General features: G+C 59.3%; 18 protein-coding genes and 1 pseudogene. 10 read left to right on the top strand and 9 right to left on the bottom strand.

Going from position 1 to position 19802, the window contains the following annotated elements; translation table 11 throughout:
• Positions 1-18: 18 nt before the first annotated feature.
• Complete coding sequence (gorA, locus tag ACM6JM_RS10440) at positions 19-1377, top strand: glutathione-disulfide reductase (protein ID WP_414881809.1); 1359 nt, start codon at positions 19-21, stop codon at positions 1375-1377.
• Here gorA and ACM6JM_RS10435 read toward each other — a convergent pair.
• A complete protein-coding gene (locus ACM6JM_RS10435) occupies positions 1374-2378 on the bottom strand; it encodes a DNA-binding protein (protein ID WP_210710624.1) in 1005 nt (334 codons plus the stop codon). The genes gorA and ACM6JM_RS10435 overlap by 4 nt on opposite strands.
• 177 nt (positions 2379-2555) lie before the next feature.
• On the opposite strand from ACM6JM_RS10435, the gene ACM6JM_RS10430 reads away from it, so the two are divergent.
• From ACM6JM_RS10430 to ahpF, 3 genes are all read left to right on the top strand, one after another.
• Positions 2556-3494: a site-specific integrase gene (locus ACM6JM_RS10430; RefSeq protein WP_414881807.1), complete on the top strand. Its 939-nt coding sequence runs from the start codon at positions 2556-2558 to the stop codon at positions 3492-3494.
• Between the two features lie 136 nt (positions 3495-3630).
• Positions 3631-4194, top strand: a complete 564-nt coding sequence (gene ahpC / locus ACM6JM_RS10425) for an alkyl hydroperoxide reductase subunit C (protein ID WP_007958941.1) — start codon at positions 3631-3633, stop codon at positions 4192-4194.
• Between the two features lie 130 nt (positions 4195-4324).
• Positions 4325-5887 carry an alkyl hydroperoxide reductase subunit F gene (gene ahpF, locus ACM6JM_RS10420; protein WP_163975425.1) on the top strand — a complete coding sequence of 521 codons (1563 nt, stop codon included), beginning with the start codon at positions 4325-4327 and terminating at the stop codon, positions 5885-5887.
• Between the two features lie 82 nt (positions 5888-5969).
• On the opposite strand, the gene gloA is transcribed toward ahpF, so the two are convergent.
• Positions 5970-6491: a lactoylglutathione lyase gene (gene gloA / locus ACM6JM_RS10415; protein ID WP_039768726.1), complete on the bottom strand. Its 522-nt coding sequence runs from the start codon at positions 6489-6491 to the stop codon at positions 5970-5972.
• A 142-nt stretch (positions 6492-6633) separates the two neighbouring features.
• On the opposite strand from gloA, the gene ACM6JM_RS10410 reads away from it, so the two are divergent.
• Positions 6634-7152: a DUF4946 domain-containing protein gene (locus ACM6JM_RS10410; protein WP_414881806.1), complete on the top strand. Its 519-nt coding sequence runs from the start codon at positions 6634-6636 to the stop codon at positions 7150-7152.
• A gap of 206 nt (positions 7153-7358) precedes the next feature.
• Here ACM6JM_RS10410 and ACM6JM_RS10405 read toward each other — a convergent pair whose 3' ends face one another.
• The 3 genes and pseudogenes from ACM6JM_RS10405 to ACM6JM_RS10395 form a co-directional block, all read right to left on the bottom strand.
• Positions 7359-7724: a histone-like nucleoid-structuring protein, MvaT/MvaU family gene (locus tag ACM6JM_RS10405; protein WP_039768722.1), complete on the bottom strand. Its 366-nt coding sequence runs from the start codon at positions 7722-7724 to the stop codon at positions 7359-7361.
• A 234-nt stretch (positions 7725-7958) separates the two neighbouring features.
• Entirely contained in the window at positions 7959-9494 is a 1536-nt protein-coding gene (locus tag ACM6JM_RS10400) for an EAL domain-containing protein (protein ID WP_210710626.1), read from the bottom strand.
• Positions 9495-9600: 106 nt separating this feature from the next.
• Positions 9601-9859: pseudogene (locus ACM6JM_RS10395) on the bottom strand (LysR family transcriptional regulator); the annotation flags it as partial.
• 312 nt (positions 9860-10171) lie between these two features.
• Here ACM6JM_RS10395 and hppD point away from each other — a divergent pair.
• On the top strand, positions 10172-11248 hold the full coding sequence (hppD, locus tag ACM6JM_RS10390) for a 4-hydroxyphenylpyruvate dioxygenase (RefSeq protein WP_007958955.1): 1077 nt from the start codon (positions 10172-10174) through the stop codon (positions 11246-11248).
• A 63-nt stretch (positions 11249-11311) separates the two neighbouring features.
• Here the strand turns inward: hppD and rarD are convergent, their stop codons facing one another.
• From rarD to ACM6JM_RS10375, 3 genes are all read right to left on the bottom strand, one after another.
• The gene (rarD, locus tag ACM6JM_RS10385) at positions 11312-12193 is read right to left on the bottom strand and encodes an EamA family transporter RarD (RefSeq protein WP_103385188.1); all 882 of its coding nucleotides are present in this window, start codon (positions 12191-12193) and stop codon (positions 11312-11314) included.
• Positions 12194-12332: 139 nt separating this feature from the next.
• On the bottom strand, positions 12333-13346 hold the full coding sequence (locus ACM6JM_RS10380) for an aldo/keto reductase (protein WP_039768715.1): 1014 nt from the start codon (positions 13344-13346) through the stop codon (positions 12333-12335).
• Between the two features lie 69 nt (positions 13347-13415).
• Entirely contained in the window at positions 13416-14315 is a 900-nt protein-coding gene (locus ACM6JM_RS10375; protein ID WP_163975417.1) for a LysR family transcriptional regulator, read from the bottom strand.
• A 97-nt stretch (positions 14316-14412) separates the two neighbouring features.
• On the opposite strand from ACM6JM_RS10375, the gene ACM6JM_RS10370 reads away from it, so the two are divergent.
• On the top strand, positions 14413-14775 hold the full coding sequence (locus ACM6JM_RS10370) for a hypothetical protein (RefSeq protein WP_414881805.1): 363 nt from the start codon (positions 14413-14415) through the stop codon (positions 14773-14775).
• 478 nt (positions 14776-15253) lie between these two features.
• On the top strand, positions 15254-15625 hold the full coding sequence (locus ACM6JM_RS10365) for a DUF6124 family protein (protein ID WP_039768710.1): 372 nt from the start codon (positions 15254-15256) through the stop codon (positions 15623-15625).
• A gap of 191 nt (positions 15626-15816) precedes the next feature.
• On the opposite strand, the gene ACM6JM_RS10360 is transcribed toward ACM6JM_RS10365, so the two are convergent.
• Entirely contained in the window at positions 15817-17127 is a 1311-nt protein-coding gene (locus ACM6JM_RS10360) for an MFS transporter (RefSeq protein ID WP_414881804.1), read from the bottom strand.
• A 171-nt stretch (positions 17128-17298) separates the two neighbouring features.
• Between ACM6JM_RS10360 and ACM6JM_RS10355 the strand changes: the two genes are divergently transcribed.
• Both ACM6JM_RS10355 and ACM6JM_RS10350 read left to right on the top strand, forming a co-directional pair.
• Complete coding sequence (locus ACM6JM_RS10355) at positions 17299-18423, top strand: sugar diacid recognition domain-containing protein (protein ID WP_414881803.1); 1125 nt, start codon at positions 17299-17301, stop codon at positions 18421-18423.
• A gap of 91 nt (positions 18424-18514) precedes the next feature.
• Positions 18515-19654, top strand: a complete 1140-nt coding sequence (locus tag ACM6JM_RS10350) for a glycerate kinase (RefSeq protein ID WP_414881802.1) — start codon at positions 18515-18517, stop codon at positions 19652-19654.
• Positions 19655-19802 lie beyond the last annotated feature (148 nt).

Here is a 19802-nt window from a genome sequence, read left to right as displayed (position 1 = left end):
CCTGCCGAGGAGATAGAAATGGCCTACGATTTTGACCTTTATGTGATTGGTGCCGGTTCCGGCGGTGTGCGGGCTGCGCGTTTTGCTGCCGGGTTCGGTGCGAAAGTGGCGGTGGCCGAGAGCCGTTATCTGGGCGGCACCTGCGTCAACGTCGGTTGCGTACCGAAAAAACTGTTGGTGTATGGCGCGCATTTCGCCGAAGACTTCGAACAGTCCTCGGGTTTTGGCTGGAGCCTGGGCGAGGCGGATTTCGATTGGGCCACGCTGATCGCCAACAAGGATCGCGAGATCAATCGCCTGAACGGCATTTATCGCAATCTGCTGGTCAACAGCGGCGTGACGCTGCATGAAGCCCACGCGAAGATCGTCGGCCCGCACGAAGTCGAGGTCAATGGCGAGCGATACACTGCGAAGAATATTCTGATCGCCACCGGTGGCTGGCCGCAGATCCCCGAAATTCCTGGGCATGAACATGCGATCAGCTCAAACCAGGCGTTCTTCCTCAAAGAACTGCCCAAGCGCGTGCTGGTCGTCGGCGGCGGGTACATCGCCGTCGAATTTGCCGGGATTTTCCATGGGCTGGGCGCCAACACGACATTGCTGTATCGCGGGGATCTGTTCCTGCGCGGTTTCGACGGTTCAGTGCGTAACCATTTGAAAGAAGAGCTGACCAAGCGCGGTATGGATCTGCAATTCAATGCCGACATTGCGCGCATCGACAAGCAGCCGGATGGCAGCCTGAAGGCGATCCTGAAGGATGGTCGCGTACTGGAAGCGGATTGCGTGTTCTACGCCACCGGCCGACGTCCGATGCTGGACAACCTGGGGCTGGAGAACACTGATGTGCAGCTCGACGACAAAGGCTTCATCAAAGTCGACGAGCAATATCAAACTACCCAGCCGTCGATTCTGGCGCTGGGCGATGTCATCGGCCGTGTGCAATTGACGCCGGTGGCGCTGGCTGAAGGCATGGCGGTGGCGCGGCGTCTGTTCAAGCCTGAGCAATACCGTCCGGTGGGTTACAAGATGATCCCGACGGCAGTGTTCAGTCTGCCGAACATCGGCACTGTTGGGCTGACCGAAGAAGAGGCGCGGGAAGCGGGTCACGACGTAGTGATCTACGAAAGCCGCTTCCGGCCGATGAAGCTGACCCTGACGGACTGCCAGGAGCGCACGCTGATGAAGCTGGTAGTCGATGGCAAAACCGACAAGGTGCTGGGCTGTCACATGGTCGGGCCGGATGCCGGCGAGATCGTGCAGGGTCTGGCGATCGCGTTGAAGGCTGGCGCCACCAAGCGTGACTTCGACGACACCATCGGGGTGCACCCGACGGCGGCCGAAGAGTTTGTCACTATGCGTACGCCGGTCGGCGCTTAAGTCTTTTTCGGTTCTGCTGCGTCTGGCGCTGCCGCAACGGCAGTGGCCAGGCGCAAGCTGGCTTGAACCTTGGTCAATTCCTTTTCCAATGACTGATTGAGCTGCGACTGCTCGTCGACGTTCTGCTTGAGCGTCTGGCTTTCCAGCAGAGCCACGCGCAGGCGTTCCTGGAGGAGGGTGCGTTCGCTGTCGACGCGGGACGCTTGCTCCAGCAGTTGATCCTGGCGCTGATTGCTCTGCTTGAGCTGATCCTGCATCAGGCTCAGTTCGCGCACGGTGCCGCGATTCTCGGTCAGCAGACGTTCGTTGTCGCGGTGCAACTGAGTGATCTCGTCCTGACGTACCAGTGCGCTTTGCTGCGCCTGGCGCAACTCCATCTGCAACTGCTGCACCTGAGTTTCGTGACGGCTTTGCTCCTGCTCGCGCTGTTCCTTAATGGCGTTGCGGTAGTGCTCAAGCGCGTCGCGGGCGTGCAAGTGCTTCTCTTCCAGCGAGCGGATCTGCTCGTCCTTGTCCTGCAGGCGCAATTCAGAGTCTGCCAGTGCCTGATTCAGTCCGGCATTGCGGGTCTGTTCGGTCTGCAACATCGAGCGGGTATCGCTCAGCGCTTCGGATTCCTTGGCCAGCGCGGCAGTCTGAATGTCGTGCTTCTTCTCCAGTTGCACATGATCCTGACGAAGCTGATTCAGTTCGTCCTCCAGTGCCTGACGCTGTTGCTCGTACTGCTCGCGCGCCTGGTCAATCGGTTCCTGTGCCTGTTCTTTCAGGCGTTGGGCAAGGCGCGTAACGAGTGCCAGCAGCTCGTCATCGATGGGTTCTGCCGAAGGATCGGCCGGTTCGCTGCCGTCATCCAGCTCTTTCAGATAGCGATGAATCGTGGTTTTTGAACCCGTATTACCAAGTTCGATTCGTACTGCGTCGATGCTGGGGTGTTCGCCACGGGCGAGGATCGCTGCGCGCGCGATCTGGACCACTGCTTTGTTAACGCCGCCACGGGCCATATTTGCTCCTACCATTTCGTACTGTGGTACATGCCACCAAAGAACGCAGTGTACCATGTTGAAAATAAAGTGAAACAAGCACTGATAAACAGGCGGGATATACTGGTATTACCCCATGTGAAACCCATAAAATCGGTTTCCGCAAAAAACCTCAGTACGCCACGAGAAAATCAGTCCATGAGCGATATCGATCGCTATCTGCAAGCCGCCACCCGTGACAACACTCGCCGCAGCTATCGTGCGGCCGTCGAGCATTTCGAAACGGTATGGGGCGGATTCCTGCCCGCGACAGCGGACAGCGTCGCGCGGTATCTGGTGGCGCATGCGGGCGTGCTGTCGGTCAACACGCTGAAGTTGCGTCTGTCGGCGCTGGCGCAGTGGCATAACAGTCAGGGCTTCGCCGATCCCACCAAGTCGCCGGTGGTGCGCAAAGTGTTCAAGGGCATTCGCGCCCTGCATCCCGCGCAGGAAAAACAGGCCGAGCCACTCCAGCTGCGCGATCTTGAGCAGACCGTCGCCTGGCTTGAGCAGGAAATGAAAGACGCCCGGGAACAACAGGACCGGCCGGTGCTGCTCCGAGCCTGCCGCGACCGCGCGTTGATCCTGCTGGGCTTCTGGCGTGGCTTTCGCAGCGATGAGCTGTGTCGGGTGCAGATCGAGCACGTGCAGGCGCACGCCGGCAGCGGCATCACCCTGTACCTGCCGCGTAGCAAGGGCGATCGGGAAAACCTCGGGCAGACCTATCAGGCCCCGGCGCTGCTGAAGTTGTGCCCGGTGCAGGCTTATATCGAATGGATCACCGAAGCGGCGCTGGTGCGGGGCCCGGTGTTTCGCGCCGTCGACCGGTGGGGCAATCTGAGCGAAGAGGGCTTGCACGCCAACAGTGTGATCCCTTTGTTGCGCCAGGCTCTGGAGCGCGCGGGAATCTCTGCCGAGCGCTACACCAGCCATTCCCTGCGTCGCGGCTTCGCAACGTGGGCCCATCAAAGCGGCTGGGACCTCAAGTCGTTGATGAGTTACGTGGGCTGGAAGGATATGAAGTCCGCCATGCGCTATGTTGAAGCGAGCCCCTTTCACGGGATGGCCCGGATTACGGATAAGCCGCTGTCGCCGTAGATATCGTTTTCTTCTATTAATACCTCCAGCTAATAGCGAAAACAAATCAGCAGCATCAGGTTTGCCAATGAGCCATCCGTCGAGTGACTGGGTAGGATTCACCCATCGAATTCACAACCCTGACGGAGAGTCATCAATGCCTATCATCAACAGCCAAGTAAAACCGTTCAAAGCTACCGCGTTCAAAAACGGCGACTTCGTACAAGTCTCGGACGCTGACCTGAAAGGCAAATGGTCCGTAGTGTTCTTCTACCCGGCCGACTTCACTTTCGTTTGCCCAACCGAACTCGAAGACCTGGCTGACAACTACGCCGCCTTCCAAAAGCTGGGCGTAGAGATCTACAGCGTTTCGACCGACACCCACTTTGCTCACGCTGCCTGGCACAACACTTCGCCAGCCATCGGCAAAATCCAGTACACCATGATCGGCGACCCGACTCAGGTCATCTCCCGCAACTTCGACGTGCTGATCGAAGAAGCAGGTCTGGCTGACCGTGGCACCTTCGTGATCAACCCTGAGGGCCAGATCAAAATCGTTGAACTGAACGATGGCGGCGTTGGCCGTGACGCTTCCGAGCTGCTGCGCAAAATCAAGGCTGCTCAGTACGTCGCTGCTCACCCAGGCGAAGTTTGCCCGGCCAAGTGGAAAGAAGGCGAGGCCACTCTGGCTCCGTCCCTGGACCTGGTCGGCAAGATCTAAGTCTGTGACAAACGCAATGCAGGGCGGGATTCCGCACCTACTCAAGTAAGCTGCACCGCCCAATAGAAAAGCCCGGGCGAGATTCGCTCGGGCTTTTTTTCGCCTCAAATAAAGTCAGGAGATCGCCCGTATGTTGGACGCCAATCTTAAAGCCCAGTTGAAATCGTACCTGGAACGGGTCACCCAGCCGATCGAGATCGTTGCCTCACTCGACGACGGTGCGAAATCCCGTGAAATGCTCGACCTGCTGAAAGATGTTGCCAGTCTTTCGCACCAAATTACCTTGATCGACAGCGGCGACGATGCACGCAAGCCGTCGTTCTCGATCAACCGCCCCGGTGCCGACATCAGCCTGCGTTTCGCCGGCATTCCGATGGGCCATGAATTCACTTCGCTGGTGCTGGCCCTGCTGCAAGTCGGCGGCCACCCTTCGAAGGCCAGTGTCGAAGTGATCGAACAGATCCGCTCGCTCAAGGGCGAGTTCAACTTCGAGACTTATTTTTCGCTGTCCTGCCAGAACTGCCCGGACGTCGTTCAGGCACTGAACCTGATGGCCGTCCTGAACCCGAACATCCGCCACGTCGCCATCGACGGTGCGCTGTTCCAGGACGAAGTCAACGATCGCAAGATCATGGCTGTGCCGAGCATTTACCTGAACGGCGAAAACTTTGGTCAGGGCCGCATGGGCCTGGAAGAAATCCTCGCCAAACTCGACACCGGCGCCATCGAGCGTCAGGCCGAGAAAATCAGCGCCAAGCAAGCCTTTGATGTGCTGGTGGTCGGCGGTGGCCCGGCTGGTGCTTCGGCGGCGATCTACGCCGCACGGAAAGGCATTCGCACCGGTGTTGCAGCCGAGCGCTTCGGCGGTCAGGTGCTGGACACCATGGCCATCGAGAACTTCATTTCCGTGCAGGAAACCGAAGGCCCGAAACTGGCGACCGCGCTGGAAGAACACGTCAAGCAATACGACGTCGACATCATGAACCTGCAACGTGCCGACAAGCTGATCCCGGGCAAGAATGGCGAGCTGCATGAAGTCCGCTTTGCCAGCGGCGCGACCCTCAAGGCCAAGAGCGTGATTCTGGCGACCGGCGCGCGGTGGCGTGAAATGAACGTGCCGGGCGAGCAGGAATACCGCAACAAAGGCGTGGCGTACTGCCCGCACTGTGACGGTCCGCTGTTCAAAGGCAAGCGTGTGGCGGTGATTGGCGGCGGTAACTCCGGCGTCGAAGCGGCCATTGACTTGGCCGGTATCGTGTCTCACGTCACCTTGCTGGAGTTCGACGTACAGCTGCGCGCCGACGCCGTATTGCAACGCAAGCTGCACAGCCTGCCGAACGTCACCGTGATCACCAGTGCGCTGACCACTGAAGTCACCGGCGATGGCCAAAAGGTCAACGGTCTGCGCTACAAGGATCGCAATACTGACGAGTCGCGCACGGTCGAGCTGGAAGGGATCTTCGTGCAGATCGGTCTGCTGCCCAACACCGATTGGCTCAAAGGCACCATCGAGCTGTCGCCGCGCGGCGAGATCATCGTCGACAATCGCGGTGAAACCTCGATCCCCGGTATCTTCGCCGCCGGTGACGTGACCACCGTGCCGTACAAGCAAATCGTGATTGCGGTGGGCGAGGGTGCCAAGGCTTCTCTCAGCGCTTTTGATCACTTGATCCGCACTTCGGCTCCGGCGTAAATCCCGGGCCTGAAACAGAAAAAAACCCATCAGCGATGATGGGGTTTTTTCTTTGTGGGGTGCTTTCTACCCCGTTTCAGCTTTACAGCGGTGCCGGCTGAATGATCTCGACCCAGTAGCCATCCGGATCCTTGATGAACGCCAGGCTCTTCATGCGGCCATCGGTCAGGCGCTTCTGGAAGTCGCAGCCCAGTTCTTCAAAGCGCGCGCAGGCAGCGACGATGTCCGGTACCGAGATGCAGATGTGACCGAAACCACGTGGGTCGGTGTTGCCGTTGTGGTAGGCGAACTCTGCGTCGTTCTCGGTGCCATGGTTGTGGGTCAGTTCCAGAATGCCGGGAATCGACTTCATCCACTCGGTGCGGGCAGCGGCGTCGGCCGGGATCTGCGATTTGTCGACCAGGGCGAGGAAGTACAGGCTGAATTCCGCTTCCGGGAAATCACGCTTCTCTACCAGCGAGAAACCCAGTACGCGGGTGTAGAAATCCAGCGACTTGGTGATGTCTTTGACGCGCAGCATGGTGTGGTTGAACACGAAGTTGCGGGTTGCGCTGTCCGGGGTGGCGGTGACGCCGGGGAAGGTGTTCAGTTCTTGCAGGCTCATGAGCCCTCCGTAACAAATTGGGGCGAGTGAATGGGCGCAATGATACGCATGCCTGGCAGCATCGCCAAACCGAAAGCGCGGGCTTGCCCTGTGAGCGGGCGAGCCTCAGACTTTACGGCTCAATCCGCGAGTGCCTCTGGTAATGATCCGACCGTTCAAATCGCTGTTCGTTTTCCTGGGTTTTTCCCTGCTTGCTCTGCCGGCCTTTGCCGAGGCGCCGAGCATCACCTGGCCCGCCGGCTGGGAGGTCGAGGCGCTGCCCGAAACCTCGCCTGAGGTCTCGCGTCAGCGCGCAGTGAAGACTGACGCCGATGGCAATCAGGTCATGGTGATGGAGTTGACGATGACCCGTGTGGAAAGTGGCCACCAGGTCAACTTGCAGGGCGTGTTACTGGAGATGCGCAAGTCGGTGCAAAAAGACTTTTTCCAGAGCGGTTATCAGAGTGTCTGCAACAGGGTTCATCCGAGTACGCTGGGTTCGCTCGCAGCGCTTGAGACCACTTGTACGGTGACTGAAAACGGTCGCCATGTGTTGTCGCAAACATTGGTTGCAGCGGTCGAGGCGGAAAAAGCGTACGTACTTTCGTATGCCGGGCAGGCGGAGGTTTATAAAGCCAGCGGCGACGACATAGTGGCTGCGCGAAACAGCTTGAAATTTTAGTCGTCTGTTGTGGCCGGCGTGGTGTTAGATACCTGAATTGATTAAACATAAAGTTAATCTTGGGTGCTGGGGGCAACATTCCGAAGCATAGTTTCAGTGCGGGAGCGGTTTGAGAAACAACTTTCCCACCAGAAAAATCGTTTCATTTGTTAAATATTGTCCAAAAAAAAGCCCTGCATATGCAGGGCTTTCATGTTTGCGAGAGATTAACCGCGCAACCAGGAATCAACGGTAGCTGCACCGTATTTTTCCTTCCAGGCTTTCAAGCCGCGATGGTTGCCACCCTTGGTCTCGATCAGTTCGCCAGTGTGCGGGTTCTGATAGACCTTGACCACTCGAGCGCGGCGGGTTTTAGGTGCGGCGGTCAGTTGCAGACCGGATTTCGCCGGGTTCGGATCGAGAATGGCGATGATGTCTTTCAGGCCTTTGCCGTAGGTTTTCATCAGCCCCTGGAGCTTTTCTTCGAATTCGATTTCTTTCTTGAGCCCGGCATCATTCTTCAGCGACTCCAGCTGCTTGAGCTGTTCCTGAAGGGCCTTTTCAGCTGCACGAAATTCAGCGAGTCTGGACAATATCTTTACTCCAATAGTGTGTTTGGCTGATACCAACCGCAAACAAAGCTATAAGCCAAGAGCCTTGAAGCGACTCGGTGATAATGGCTCACCTGCCCATCTTGCAACAGGTAAGAAAAATTGTAGTAGTTAATGCGACAAGAGTAAATCCTGACTTTTTCTTCATGTAACAACAACGCTGTTTTGTATCAATTTGGTGCGGGCTGTCGGCGTGACAGGATTTATCCAGACAAGTTAATGATGAGTTAATGCTTCGATGAAGTCGGCCGCCGGCATGGGCTTGCCGAAAAGGTAGCCCTGCAGAAAGTTGACATGGTGGGCGGCCAGATAATCACATTGGGCTTGCGTTTCCACACCTTCGGCCACGATGCCCAGATCCAGCTTGGTGGAAAGCTCGATGATGGTGTCCAGAATGTGCCGGGAAAGGGCATCCTTATCGATCATGGCCACGAATGTCTGGTCGATCTTGAGGAAGTCGACATTGAAGGTTCTCAAGTAGCCGAGGCTTGAATGGCCGGTGCCAAAGTCGTCAATCGCGATCTTCACCCCCATCGCACGCAACTCTGCGAACAGTTGTTGGGTGATGTCGGATGGTTCGATCAGCTCGCGTTCGGTCAGCTCCAGGACCAGGCTGATGCTGCCGGGATGGAAAGCTGACAAAAATTCACGGCAATCCTCCACCAGTTCCAGATCGTGGCAGTGGCTGGCGGTGATGTTGATGCCAATGTGGAAAGGCGCTTTGAAGGTCGGTGACTGCGGCCCCAGGATGACAGCCGTTTGCTGCATCAAAGCGCGGGTCATTGGCACGATCAGCCCGGAATGTTCGGCAAAGGGTATGAACAGGTCCGGACGCACCAGCCCTTCCTTGGGATGGTTCCAGCGCATCAGCACTTCCGCACCTGACCAGCGTTTGCTGTCGCCGTGCACCACCGGTTGGAAGTAGGGAATGAATTCTCCCGCCTCCAGTGCCCGAAGCATTTCGTGGCTTGGCGACGTGGAGCGCTTCTGCACGATGTAGCCGATGGCCCCGGACACCGCACCAAAGAAAATCAGCAGGCTGAACAGCGGCGGATATTCATCTTTCATGTAGCGCCAGGTTTCGCCTGCCGGAAACGCGGCGCTGACCGAGAACGCATAGTGCGACGAGTGCAAGGTGCTCTGCGCCACCGGCAACGCGGGCAGGGCGCCCTGATGCACTTTGCCGTCGGCGGAGAGCCAGTTGTTGCCGACTTGCAGCAACAATAACGTGTGCCGGCCGATGAGGCGCAGGATGTTGCTCAGGTGGTAGCCGTCCAGCGTGGTCAGCGCACCACCGCGCCCTTCGCTCAGGCGATACACCAGCAGCGCGGTATTGGGTGTCACCGGGTTGCCGTTCATGAGCCACAGCTTGCCTTCGGCGTAATCGCCCGGATTCACGGCTTCCTTGAAGTCGCCGAACAGCGAACTGCAATAGAGATTGTCATCCCACACCAGATTGGTCGAGCGTACGAACGGACGGCGGGTGACTTGCTCGCGTAAAGCCAGCTTGACGGTCTCGCAGGTCTGGCCGGCCAAAGGCAACAGTTCGCGGGCGGCCTGGGCAGTGTTGTCGAGCATCAGTTCGAACTGTCGCAAGGCTTCATCGGCGGTGTGTTGCGAACTCTGCTGGAGGGCGCGTTCAGCCTGCATATAGAGAATGACGCTGCCGAGTACGATCGGCAGCAGGCCACACAGCAATGTCACGATAATCCGGGTGCTGCGCTTGCGGCGGGGCCTGACGGTCAGTGGCATGGGCGCATCCTGTCGCGATGGAGTGGGGCTCTTGATTGCAGGAGAAGCGTGCGCGCAAAGCCCAAGGTCTGAGCCCATGATAGATGGCCAATGGCACCCGCGCCGCTCAACGGTAATCCAGCCGAGTTGCCAGTTGAATGAACGCCAGCGTGGCGGGCGAGGCCTGACGTTGATCCAGCACCGCCAGACCCACCTGTCGAGTGACTGCAGGGGATAGCAGTCGCTTGCTGGGTCGGAAGGCAACGAACCTTAGGCTACCACGGTCATCGCATCGCCCCGGCCAACGGCATCGAGGGTGTGAGCAACTGCGCGTAGCGATAGCGAATGTTCGGGCTCTGCCGGGCGGCGTTGAATAGGCGCGGAACTTTCTGGCGGGCATCTGGCTGTGCAACAAACCCCTTGCACCGGGCCGAAAAAAGCGGATTTTATAGAGAGGGCAGACAACCCTATTTACGCTGTGTAGAATCGGGTTACGCATACAATAATAATCGTCTTCTGGCAGCAGAAGCCTCGCCCGCAAGAGCCTTGGGTCGACAATGAAGATATTCGGGTTTCAACTGATCTACGGTGACTTCCTCGCCCGCAGTGTGCGTGGCATCTCCTGTGCGCCACCCACTGGTCTCAGCATTACTGACAAATAACTCTGGTTAATTGATAAGAATGATGAGGCGCCAACCATGGCAGATTTATACGAAAACCCAATGGGCCTGATGGGCTTCGAGTTCATCGAGTTCGCATCGCCGACACCTGGCACCCTGGAGCCGATCTTCGAGATCATGGGCTTCACCAAGGTCGCGACCCACCGCTCCAAGAACGTGCACCTGTATCGCCAGGGCGCGATCAACCTGATCCTCAACAACGAACCCCACAGCGTTGCTTCGTACTTCGCGGCCGAACACGGCCCGTCCGTTTGCGGCATGGCGTTCCGGGTCAAGGATTCGCAGAAGGCCTACAACCGCGCTCTGGAACTCGGTGCTCAGCCAATCCACATCGAAACCGGTCCGATGGAACTGAACCTGCCGGCGATCAAAGGCATTGGCGGCGCGCCGCTGTACCTGATCGACCGTTTCGGCGAAGGCAGCTCGATCTATGACATCGACTTCGTGTTTCTGGAAGGCGTTGACCGCAACCCGGTCGGTGCCGGCCTGAAGATCATCGACCACCTGACCCACAACGTGTACCGGGGCCGCATGGCCTACTGGGCGAACTTCTACGAGAAGCTGTTCAACTTCCGCGAAATCCGCTACTTCGATATCAAGGGCGAATACACCGGCCTGACCTCGAAAGCGATGACCGCGCCGGACGGCATGATCCGCATCCCGCTCAACGAAGAGTCGTCGAAGGGGGCCGGGCAGATTGAAGAGTTCCTGATGCAGTTCAACGGCGAAGGCATCCAGCACGTGGCGTTCCTCACCGACGACCTGGTCAAGACCTGGGATCAGTTGAAGAAGATCGGCATGCGCTTCATGACCGCGCCGCCGGACACCTACTACGAAATGCTCGAAGGCCGCCTGCCGAACCACGGTGAGCCTGTTGATCAGTTGCAATCGCGCGGCATTCTGCTCGACGGCGCCTCGGATAAAGAAGACAAGCGTCTGCTGCTGCAGATCTTCTCGGAAACCCTGATGGGCCCGGTGTTCTTCGAATTCATCCAGCGCAAGGGCGACGATGGTTTCGGTGAAGGCAACTTCAAGGCACTGTTCGAATCGATCGAACGTGACCAGGTGCGTCGTGGCGTACTCGCTACCGAGTAATCCGCATCAGATGTAAAAAAGCCCGGCCTGCAGAAATGCAGGCCGGGCTTTTTATTGCGCGTCTTATGGGCGCCGTTGGCGCATCAGGTGCTTGAACCCTTCAAACACCAGCACCACCACCGCGAGCCAGATCGGGATGTAGGTCAGCCATTCGCCGGGCTTGATGCTTTCGCCCAGCAGCAGCGCAACACCGAGCAGCAACACCGGCTCAACGTAACTCAACAAACCAAACAGGCTGAACGGCAACAAACGGCTGGCGATGATGTAGACCACCAGCGCCGAGGCACTGATCAGACCGAGCAGCGGTATCAGCCACGTCAGCGCCGGGTACTGATCGAACACGCCGAAACCCTGTTCACCGCCGCGCACGAACCAGTACGCCACCGGCAGCATCAGGGTCATGTCGACCCACAAGCCGCCAAGGTTGTCGGTCTTGAGGTATTTGCGCAGCACGAAGTACAGGGGGTAGCCAACGACCACCACCAGCGTCGCCCAGGAAAACCCACCGACCTGATACAACTCGTTCAACACGCCGAGGCTGGCAAAAAACACCGCGACTTTTTGCAGGTATGACAGGTTTTCACCATAAGCGATGCGGCCGGTCAGGACCATGGACAACGGCAGCAGGAAGTAACCCAGCGACACATCAAGGCTGTAGCCATTGAGCGGCGCCCACATGAACAGCCACAACTGCACGCCCAGCAGCGCTGACGAAAGAATCAGGCCGCCGATCAACTTCGGCAGCGCAGGGATCCGGCGCAGCAGCTCGAGCACCCGCCGCCATTCGCCGGACACCAGCATGAACACGGTCATGCAGGGCACGGTCAGCAGCATCCGCCAACCGAAGATTTCCACGCCGCTCAACGGGGTGAGCAACGAGGTGTAGTAATACATGACGGCGAACAGCGTCGATGCTGTCACCGATAGAGCAATGCCTTTAGACAAACTGTCCTCGCGGGGATGATGGTGAAGCGGGGCGCGCAGGATACGTGGTTTTTGTGGTGAATATTGGCCGAGTGATCAATATTTCCAACATTCGACACAGGTCCCGTGAGAGCGGGAACCTGTGTCGAAGCATAGGTGCTTAAGCCTGATGCGGTTTACGCCCCGACACAAAATGGCTCACATCATTAAACCCCGGCGTAGACGCATGCCCCGGCGTCACCAGCGAGTCGATAAACGCCTCATCCTCGGCCGTAATCTTCACCGCCTGCGCCTTGGTATACGCATCCCACTGATCTTCAGTACGCGGCCCGACAATCGCCGAGGTCACCGCGCCGTTGTTCAGCACCCAGGCAATCGCAAACTCGACAATCCCGACCCCACGCTCCTGGGTGTATTGCTGAATCTGCTGGGCAATGCGCAACGACTCCACCCGCCATTCAGTCTCCAGAATCCGTTTGTCCTGGCGCCCGGCGCGGCTGTTGGCGTCCGGGGTTACGTCCGGTGCGTACTTGCCGCTGAGCACGCCACGGGCCAGCGGGCTATAAGGCACCACGCCGAGGCCGTAGGTCTGGGCGGCGGTGATCTGCTCGGTTTCGGCCTGACGGTTGACGATGTTGTACAGCGGCTGGCTGATGATCGGGCGATCAACGCCGAGTTTGTCCGCCACTCGAATCACCTCGGCAATCCGCCAGCCACGGTAGTTCGACAGGCCCCAATAACGGATCTTGCCCTGACGAATCAGATCGCCAATCGCCGAGATCGTCACCTCCAGCGGCGTGTTGTGGTCTTCGCGGTGCAGGTAATAGATGTCGAGGTAGTCGGTGCCGAGCCGGGTCAGGCTGGCCTCCAGACCATTGAAAATGTGCTTGCGGCTCAGACCGCTGCGGTTTGGCACGCCGTCCACCGGGCCGAAACCGACCTTGGTCGCCAGCACCCATTCATGCCGATGACGGGCAATGGCCTCGCCGACGATCTCTTCCGAGCGGCCATTGGTGTAGACGTCAGCCGTGTCGATGAAATTGATGCCCTGATCCCAGGCCTTGTCGATGATGCGCAGCGAATCTTCTGCGCTGGTCTGCTCGCCGAACATCATCGTGCCAAGGGTGAGAGTGGAAACCTGCAACCCCGAGTGACCCAGTGTGCGATAGCTCATGCCGAAATCCTTTTGTCGGTGGGAAAGCTTCCATCAAATACCAGAAGCGCCCGGCGCGGCAAAGTGAATTTATCGGCGCAACGCCTCGCAGCGCTGGCGCAAAAACGCCTGCAACACCTTGACCCGTTCCGACACCTGCACCCGGTGCGGGCACAACAGATTGAACGGCACGCTCTCGCCATGCCAGTCATCGAACAGCGTCATCAGCCGCCCGGCGCGCACGTCTTCGGCGACGTCGAGCCAAGCCTTGTAGGCGATGCCGTGCCCGGCGAGTGCCCAGCGGCGGGCGACTTCGCCGTCATCGCTGAGGTAGTCGCCGCGTACTTCGACCTCGACGGTTTCGTCTTCGCGATGGAAGCGCCAGGTGTTGTAAGGCCGGCCGTTGCGCAGATAGAGCAGGGCGCTGTGCTTGCTCAATTCGGCAGGGTTTTGCGGCGTGCCGTGCCGTTCCAGATACGCAGGGCTGGCGCAAGCCACACGGCGATGATCAGGCAGAATCGGCAACGCCACCAGCGTCGAATCACTCGGCACGCCAAAGCGCAGCGCCACGTCCACCGTTTCGCGAAACAGATCCGCATGCCGGTCGTTGAGCAGCAATTGCAATTGAATATGCGGGTGCTCGCGTTTGAAATCGTCCAGCCACGGCAACAGCACATTGCGCCCGAAATCCGACGGCGCTGCCAGTTGCAGCACGCCGCTCAGGCCTTCGGTTTGCTGCTTCAGCGCTTGCTCGCCTTCGGCCAGGGTGGCCAGCGCCAGACGCACACTTTCCAGATAGCGTCGGCCCTCTTCGGTCAGGCGCATGCTGCGGGTCGAGCGGGCGAACAGGCGGATGCCGAGGCGGGTTTCCAGGCGTTTCAGCGCGATGCTGGCGGCGGCCGGGGTCAGTTCCAGAGCCCGGGCGGCGGCGGAGATGCTGCCGGAGTCGGCGGTGCGGACGAAGATTTCCAGATCGAGGATTGAGCTCATTAGTAAAAATCCGTTGAAGATCCTTGGCGTTTTGCGGGATTTTTCCGGGATTGGCAAGCGCAGATACTGGAATCCTGAATAACCGCAGGAGACAGACATGACGTGGACATTTGATCATCTGGCCTTCAATACCGCTAACGGTCAGGCGCTGCAGGACGCTTTTGGTGGGTTACTGGGGCTGACGCCGGGGCGCCGGCCGCCGTTTCCGTTTCCGGGGCGGTGGTTGTATCAGGATGCGCAGGCGTTGGTGCATGTGATTGAGCAGCCCGCGCTGGATGAGGCGGCGTTGAGTCATATTGCGTTTCGCACCGATGAAGACGCGGCGGTGGTTTTGAAGCGGGTGCAGGGCAGTGGGTTGCCGTATCAGGTGGCGCAGGTGCCGGAAGATGGGATCTGGCAGATTTTTGTGCAGATGCCGGGTGGGTTGGTGCTTGAGCTGGATGCAAAAAACAGTGTGTGACGCTCGTTCCCACGCTCTGCGTGGGAATGCCTCCACGGACGCTCCGCGTTCGGCTTTGGAAGGGACGCGGAGCGTCCCGGGCTGCATTCCCACGCGGAGCGTGGGAACGATCGGAGTAGGGGTGTTTAAGAGGGGTGTTTAAAGGACACGTTCAGACACGCACCCCAGGCTACACAACCTTGCGCCGTTGCCTACGACTGCGCCAGAATCCGCCGGCTTGTGCGCTTATGGGCCGGGTTTTATCGTTGTCCCGTCGCTGAAATGCAGCGATCGGGTTTGGTAGCCCGGATCTGACTTGTTGCGCAATTCACCGTATTCGGACGCTCATCCGTCCGTGCTTTTATGGTGGCCATGCGTGGGGCGTTTTCGAGCGCGCCGGTTCTCCAAGTCACCGGTCTACCAACCCGTGTATGGCCACCACCTCTTCGTTTGGTAGCGAAGTTTGATGGCTCCATTTTTCTGATTTGGAGATTCAAACGTGATCAAACCAACACCCAACCCACCCGAAACCGATACAACCTCACCCTACGAAACCCTCGACTCCAAGAAATTCCACGAAGCCGCCGAACGCGCCCTCGACCACTACCTCAATCCGCTGCTCCCCAGAAAACCGCTGCTCAAACCCAACACCCGCTACCTCATCGCCCCCGGCATCGACAGCGAAGAACTGCTGGCCGATGCCTCTGAAACCCTGACTTGCGCCAAAACCATGGCCACTGACTTCGCCGGGCTGGTGGACGGCTCGCAGCGGCATGTGCTGCTGGGCATCTCGCAACTGATCATGCTGAGTGAACTGGCGGTGAATCGGGCGCTGGATAATCTGGAGTTGAAGCCAGAAACACCGCTCTAGCCAGATCCTTAGCCTGATCGTTCCCACGTCGAGGCGTCGAACCGTCCGCGTGAGAATGCAGCCCGGGACGCTCCGCGTCCCTTCCAGAGCTGGAACGCGGAGCGTCCCTTGAGGCATTCCCACGCAGAGCGTGGGAACGATATAAACGAGAAACGGCCCGAGATGGGCCGTTTTTGTGTGCCTGCCAATAATCAGGCCCGCAACGTCCGCGTCATCCGCAACGCCAGCAGACTCCCGCCAACAATCACCCCCGCCAGCAGATACAACGCCGCATCGGTCGACCCGGTGCTGTCCTTGACCCAACCCACAAGGTAAGGGCTCAGGAACCCGGCCATCTGCCCCATCGAGTTGATCAACGCCAGACCACCCGCCGCAGCACCCGCGCTCAACATGGCAGTCGGCACCGGCCAGAACATCGGCAGACCGGTCAGCGCGCCCATGGTCGCGATGGTCAGACCGAGGATCGCAATCGCCGGATTCGCCGCGAAGTTCACCGCGATCAACAGGCCAATGGCGCCCATCAACATCGGCACCACCAAATGCCAGCGACGTTCTTTACGCAAGTCCGCCGAACGACCCACTACCAGCATGAACACGGCGGCCAACAGATACGGAATCGCACTCAACCAGCCAATCACCAGGTTGTCGCTGAAGCCGAGGTTCTTGATGATCGACGGCAGCCAGAAGTTGATCGCGTACACGCCGCTCTGGATGCAGAAGTAGATCAAGCCAAACGCCCAGATGGCCGGGTTCTTGAAAACGGCGATCAGCGAATCGGAGGCGGTTTTCGGTTTGTTCGCCAGGTCTTCGGCCTGATCCGCTTCCAGCACCGAACGCTCGTAAGGGGTCAGCCATTTGGCGTTGGCGAAGTTGTCGCTGAGCAGGAAGTAGGCGAGGGCGCCCAGCACCACGGTTGGAATGCCCTGCAGCAGGAACATCCACTGCCAGCCGGCCAAACCACCCTGGCCGGCGGCGAAGTGATTGAGGATCCAGCCGGAAAACGGGCTGCCGAGCAGGCCGGACACCGGGATCGCCGACATGAACAACGCCATGATCCGGCCACGGCGGAAGGTCGGGAACCATTGCGAGAGATAGAGCACAACACCCGGGAAGAACCCGGCTTCGGCGGCGCCAGTGAACAGGCGCAGGGTGTAGAACTGGGTTGGCGTGGTGACGAACAGCAGGCAAGTCGACAGCGTGCCCCAGGTGATCATCATCAGCGCGATCCAGCGCCGTGGCCCGAATTTGGTCAGCGCCAGGTTGCTCGGTACGCCGCACAGCACGTAGCCAATGAAGAAGATACCGGCACCGAGGCCGTACACGGTTTCGCTGAATTTCAGCGCGTCGAGCATCTGCAGTTTGGCAAATCCAACGTTGACCCGGTCGAGGTAGTTGAACAGGTAGCAGATGAAGATGAAGGGGATCAAACGCAGGGTGATGCGTTTGTAGACGGCATTTTTATCGTCAACGATGGTCTGGGCGGCAGCGGCGCTCTGCGACATGGCGGCTCTCTCTTTATTATGATTTTTTGCGATGCAAAGGGTAACGTTGATCGCCCTGAGAGTCTCGGCCACCTTTGGCCGGATTGTCTTTGTGCCTGAGCACAGGGTTTGCCGCCAGACCCTGTGCGGGTGAACAACCGTCCGCGCCTGTTTTCAAGGATTCCAGCCCCTATGTTCGAACTCGATCACGACCTCGCCCAGGACATCGTCGACCGGGCCATGGCCATTTTGCCGTACAACGTCAACGTCATGGACAGCCAGGGGCTGATCCTCGGCAGTGGCGAGCCGGAGCGCATCAACACCCGCCACGAGGGCGCGCAACTGGTGCTGGCCAACGGGCGGGTGGTGGAGATTGACGCGCAGACGGCGGTGCATCTCAAAGGCGTGCAGCCGGGGATCAATCTGCCGCTGCTGCTCGATCAGCGTTTGATCGGCGTACTCGGCATCACCGGCGAGCCGGAGCAACTGCGTACTTACGCCGAGCTGGTGCGCATGACCGCTGAAATGCTGGTGGGCCAGCGCAACCAGCAATCCGAACAGCAATGGCGGCGGCAACGTTGCGATGATTTACTGGCCTTGCTGCTGAGCGAGGCGGGGGATTCGCCAAGGCTGATTGACGAGGCCCAGCAACTTGGCCTTAAACCGCAACTGACACGAGTGCCGTATCTGTTCGAGTTGGGCCTGGAACACGGACCGGGGCAAACCGTCGAGGCGTTGAGTGCCTGGCTGATGTCGCGCTATCCCGACAGTTGGTGTGTGAGCTCGGCCAAGTCGTCACTGCTCTGGTGCCGGCCGGCGAGTCAGAATGTCGAGCATGATCGCCTGCTGGAAAAACTCGATGGTCTGGGCTGGAACATTCTGCGTATCGCGGTTGGCGGGCAGGCCGATGGGCTGGCAGGGTTGCGCCGTTGCTATCGGCGGGTCGGCGACTTGCTCGCCTATGGCCGCGAAGTGCTGCCGCGTTCACGGCTCCTGACTCTCAATCGCTATCGCTTGCCGGTGATGCTCTGGCGCCATCGCAACGACGATGCGCTGGATGAACTGCTCAAACCGTTGCGCAAAGTGATCGCCAAGGACAGCAACGGCCAGTTGCTCGCGACCCTGCGCAGTTGGTGCGATCACGACGGCCAGAGCCAGGCCTGCGCCGATGCCTTGGGCATTCACCGCAACAGCCTGCGTTACCGGATGGAGCGGGTTGCCGAGTTGAGCGGGGTCGATCCGTTGAAGCTCGACGGGATGCTGGCGTTGTATCTGGGTGTGCAATTGCTGCCGCAGACCGACGATTTGTCGAAATGAACAATAAACGCCTGCACGACTTGTGCAGCGGACAGGCGTCAACCGGCAAGGCGACTGGCAGCATGAGGGGCATTGGAACTGGAGAATTCGCATGAAAATCGTCATCGCCCCCGATTCGTTCAAGGACAGCCTGAGTGCCCAAGGCGTTGCAGAAGCCATTGCGTTGGGCCTGGCGCAGGTCTGGCCGCAGGCGACGCTGGTCAAGTGCCCGATGGCCGACGGTGGCGAAGGCACGGTGGAATCGATTCTCGCCGCGTGCGAAGGCGAATTGCGCCGCACTCGCGTGCGTGGCCCGTTGGGTGCGGCAGTTGAAGCTGCGTGGGGCTGGTTGCCGCATAACCACACCGCAATCATCGAAATGGCTGAAGCCAGCGGCCTGCAACTGGTGCCGCCGGGGCAGCGTGATGCCTGCATCAGCAGCACCTTCGGCACGGGTGAGCTGATCCGCGCCGCGCTGGATGCCGGCGCGCAGCGAGTCATTCTGGCCATCGGCGGCAGTGCCACCAACGACGGTGGCGCCGGCGCCATGCAAGCGTTGGGCGTGAAACTGCTGGATGCTCAAGGGCAATCGCTGGTGCCGGGAGGTCTGGCGTTGGCGCAACTCGCACGTCTGGACCTGAGCGAACTTGACCCACGTCTGGCTCACGTCCGTTTCGACATCGCCGCTGACGTCAACAATCCACTGTGCGGCCCCCACGGCGCTTCGGCGATTTTTGGCCCACAAAAGGGCGCATCACCGGCGCAAGTTCAACAACTGGATCAGGCCCTCGGCCACTTCGCCGGACTCTGCGCGCAGGCGTTGGGCAAGGACGTACGCGATGAACCGGGCAGTGGTGCCGCAGGTGGATTGGGCTTTGCCGCCAAGGCGTTTCTCGGTGCGCGATTCCAGGCCGGTGTCGAAGTGGTCGCCGAGCTGGTCGGACTGGCCGACGCAGTAAAGGACGCAGATCTGGTGATTACTGGAGAAGGGCGCTTCGATGCCCAGACCCTGCGCGGCAAAACCCCGTTTGGCGTGGCGCGGATCGCCAAGCAACACGGCGTCCCCGTGATCGTCATCGCCGGCACCCTCGGTGAGGGCTATCAAGCGCTCTACCATCACGGCATTGACGCTGCATTCGCGGTCACCAGCGGCCCGATGCCCCTGGAACAGGCCTGCGCCGAAGCCCCGCGCCTGTTGCGTGAACGTGCAACAGATATTGCTCGCGTATGGCGTATTGCAACTCCGGCCTGACCTGTCAGTCATCATTTGAAACAACGGGTGTTTCAGCGCTGAAACACCCGCAGCGCCGTGAAAAATATTTCATCTTTCCCCGCAAACTTCCTCAAGCCTGGCCGATACAGAAATCAGGCGCACACAAGATTTTCCAGAACAGTGACGC

Origin of the sequence: Pseudomonas sp. IT-P2 (genome assembly GCF_949767575.1) — a bacterium.
In the GTDB taxonomy this organism is placed as follows: Bacteria; Pseudomonadota; Gammaproteobacteria; order Pseudomonadales; family Pseudomonadaceae; genus Aquipseudomonas; species Aquipseudomonas pharyngis.
Note: the sequence above shows the minus strand (reverse complement) of the source record. Positions and strands in the feature narration are given on the sequence as shown.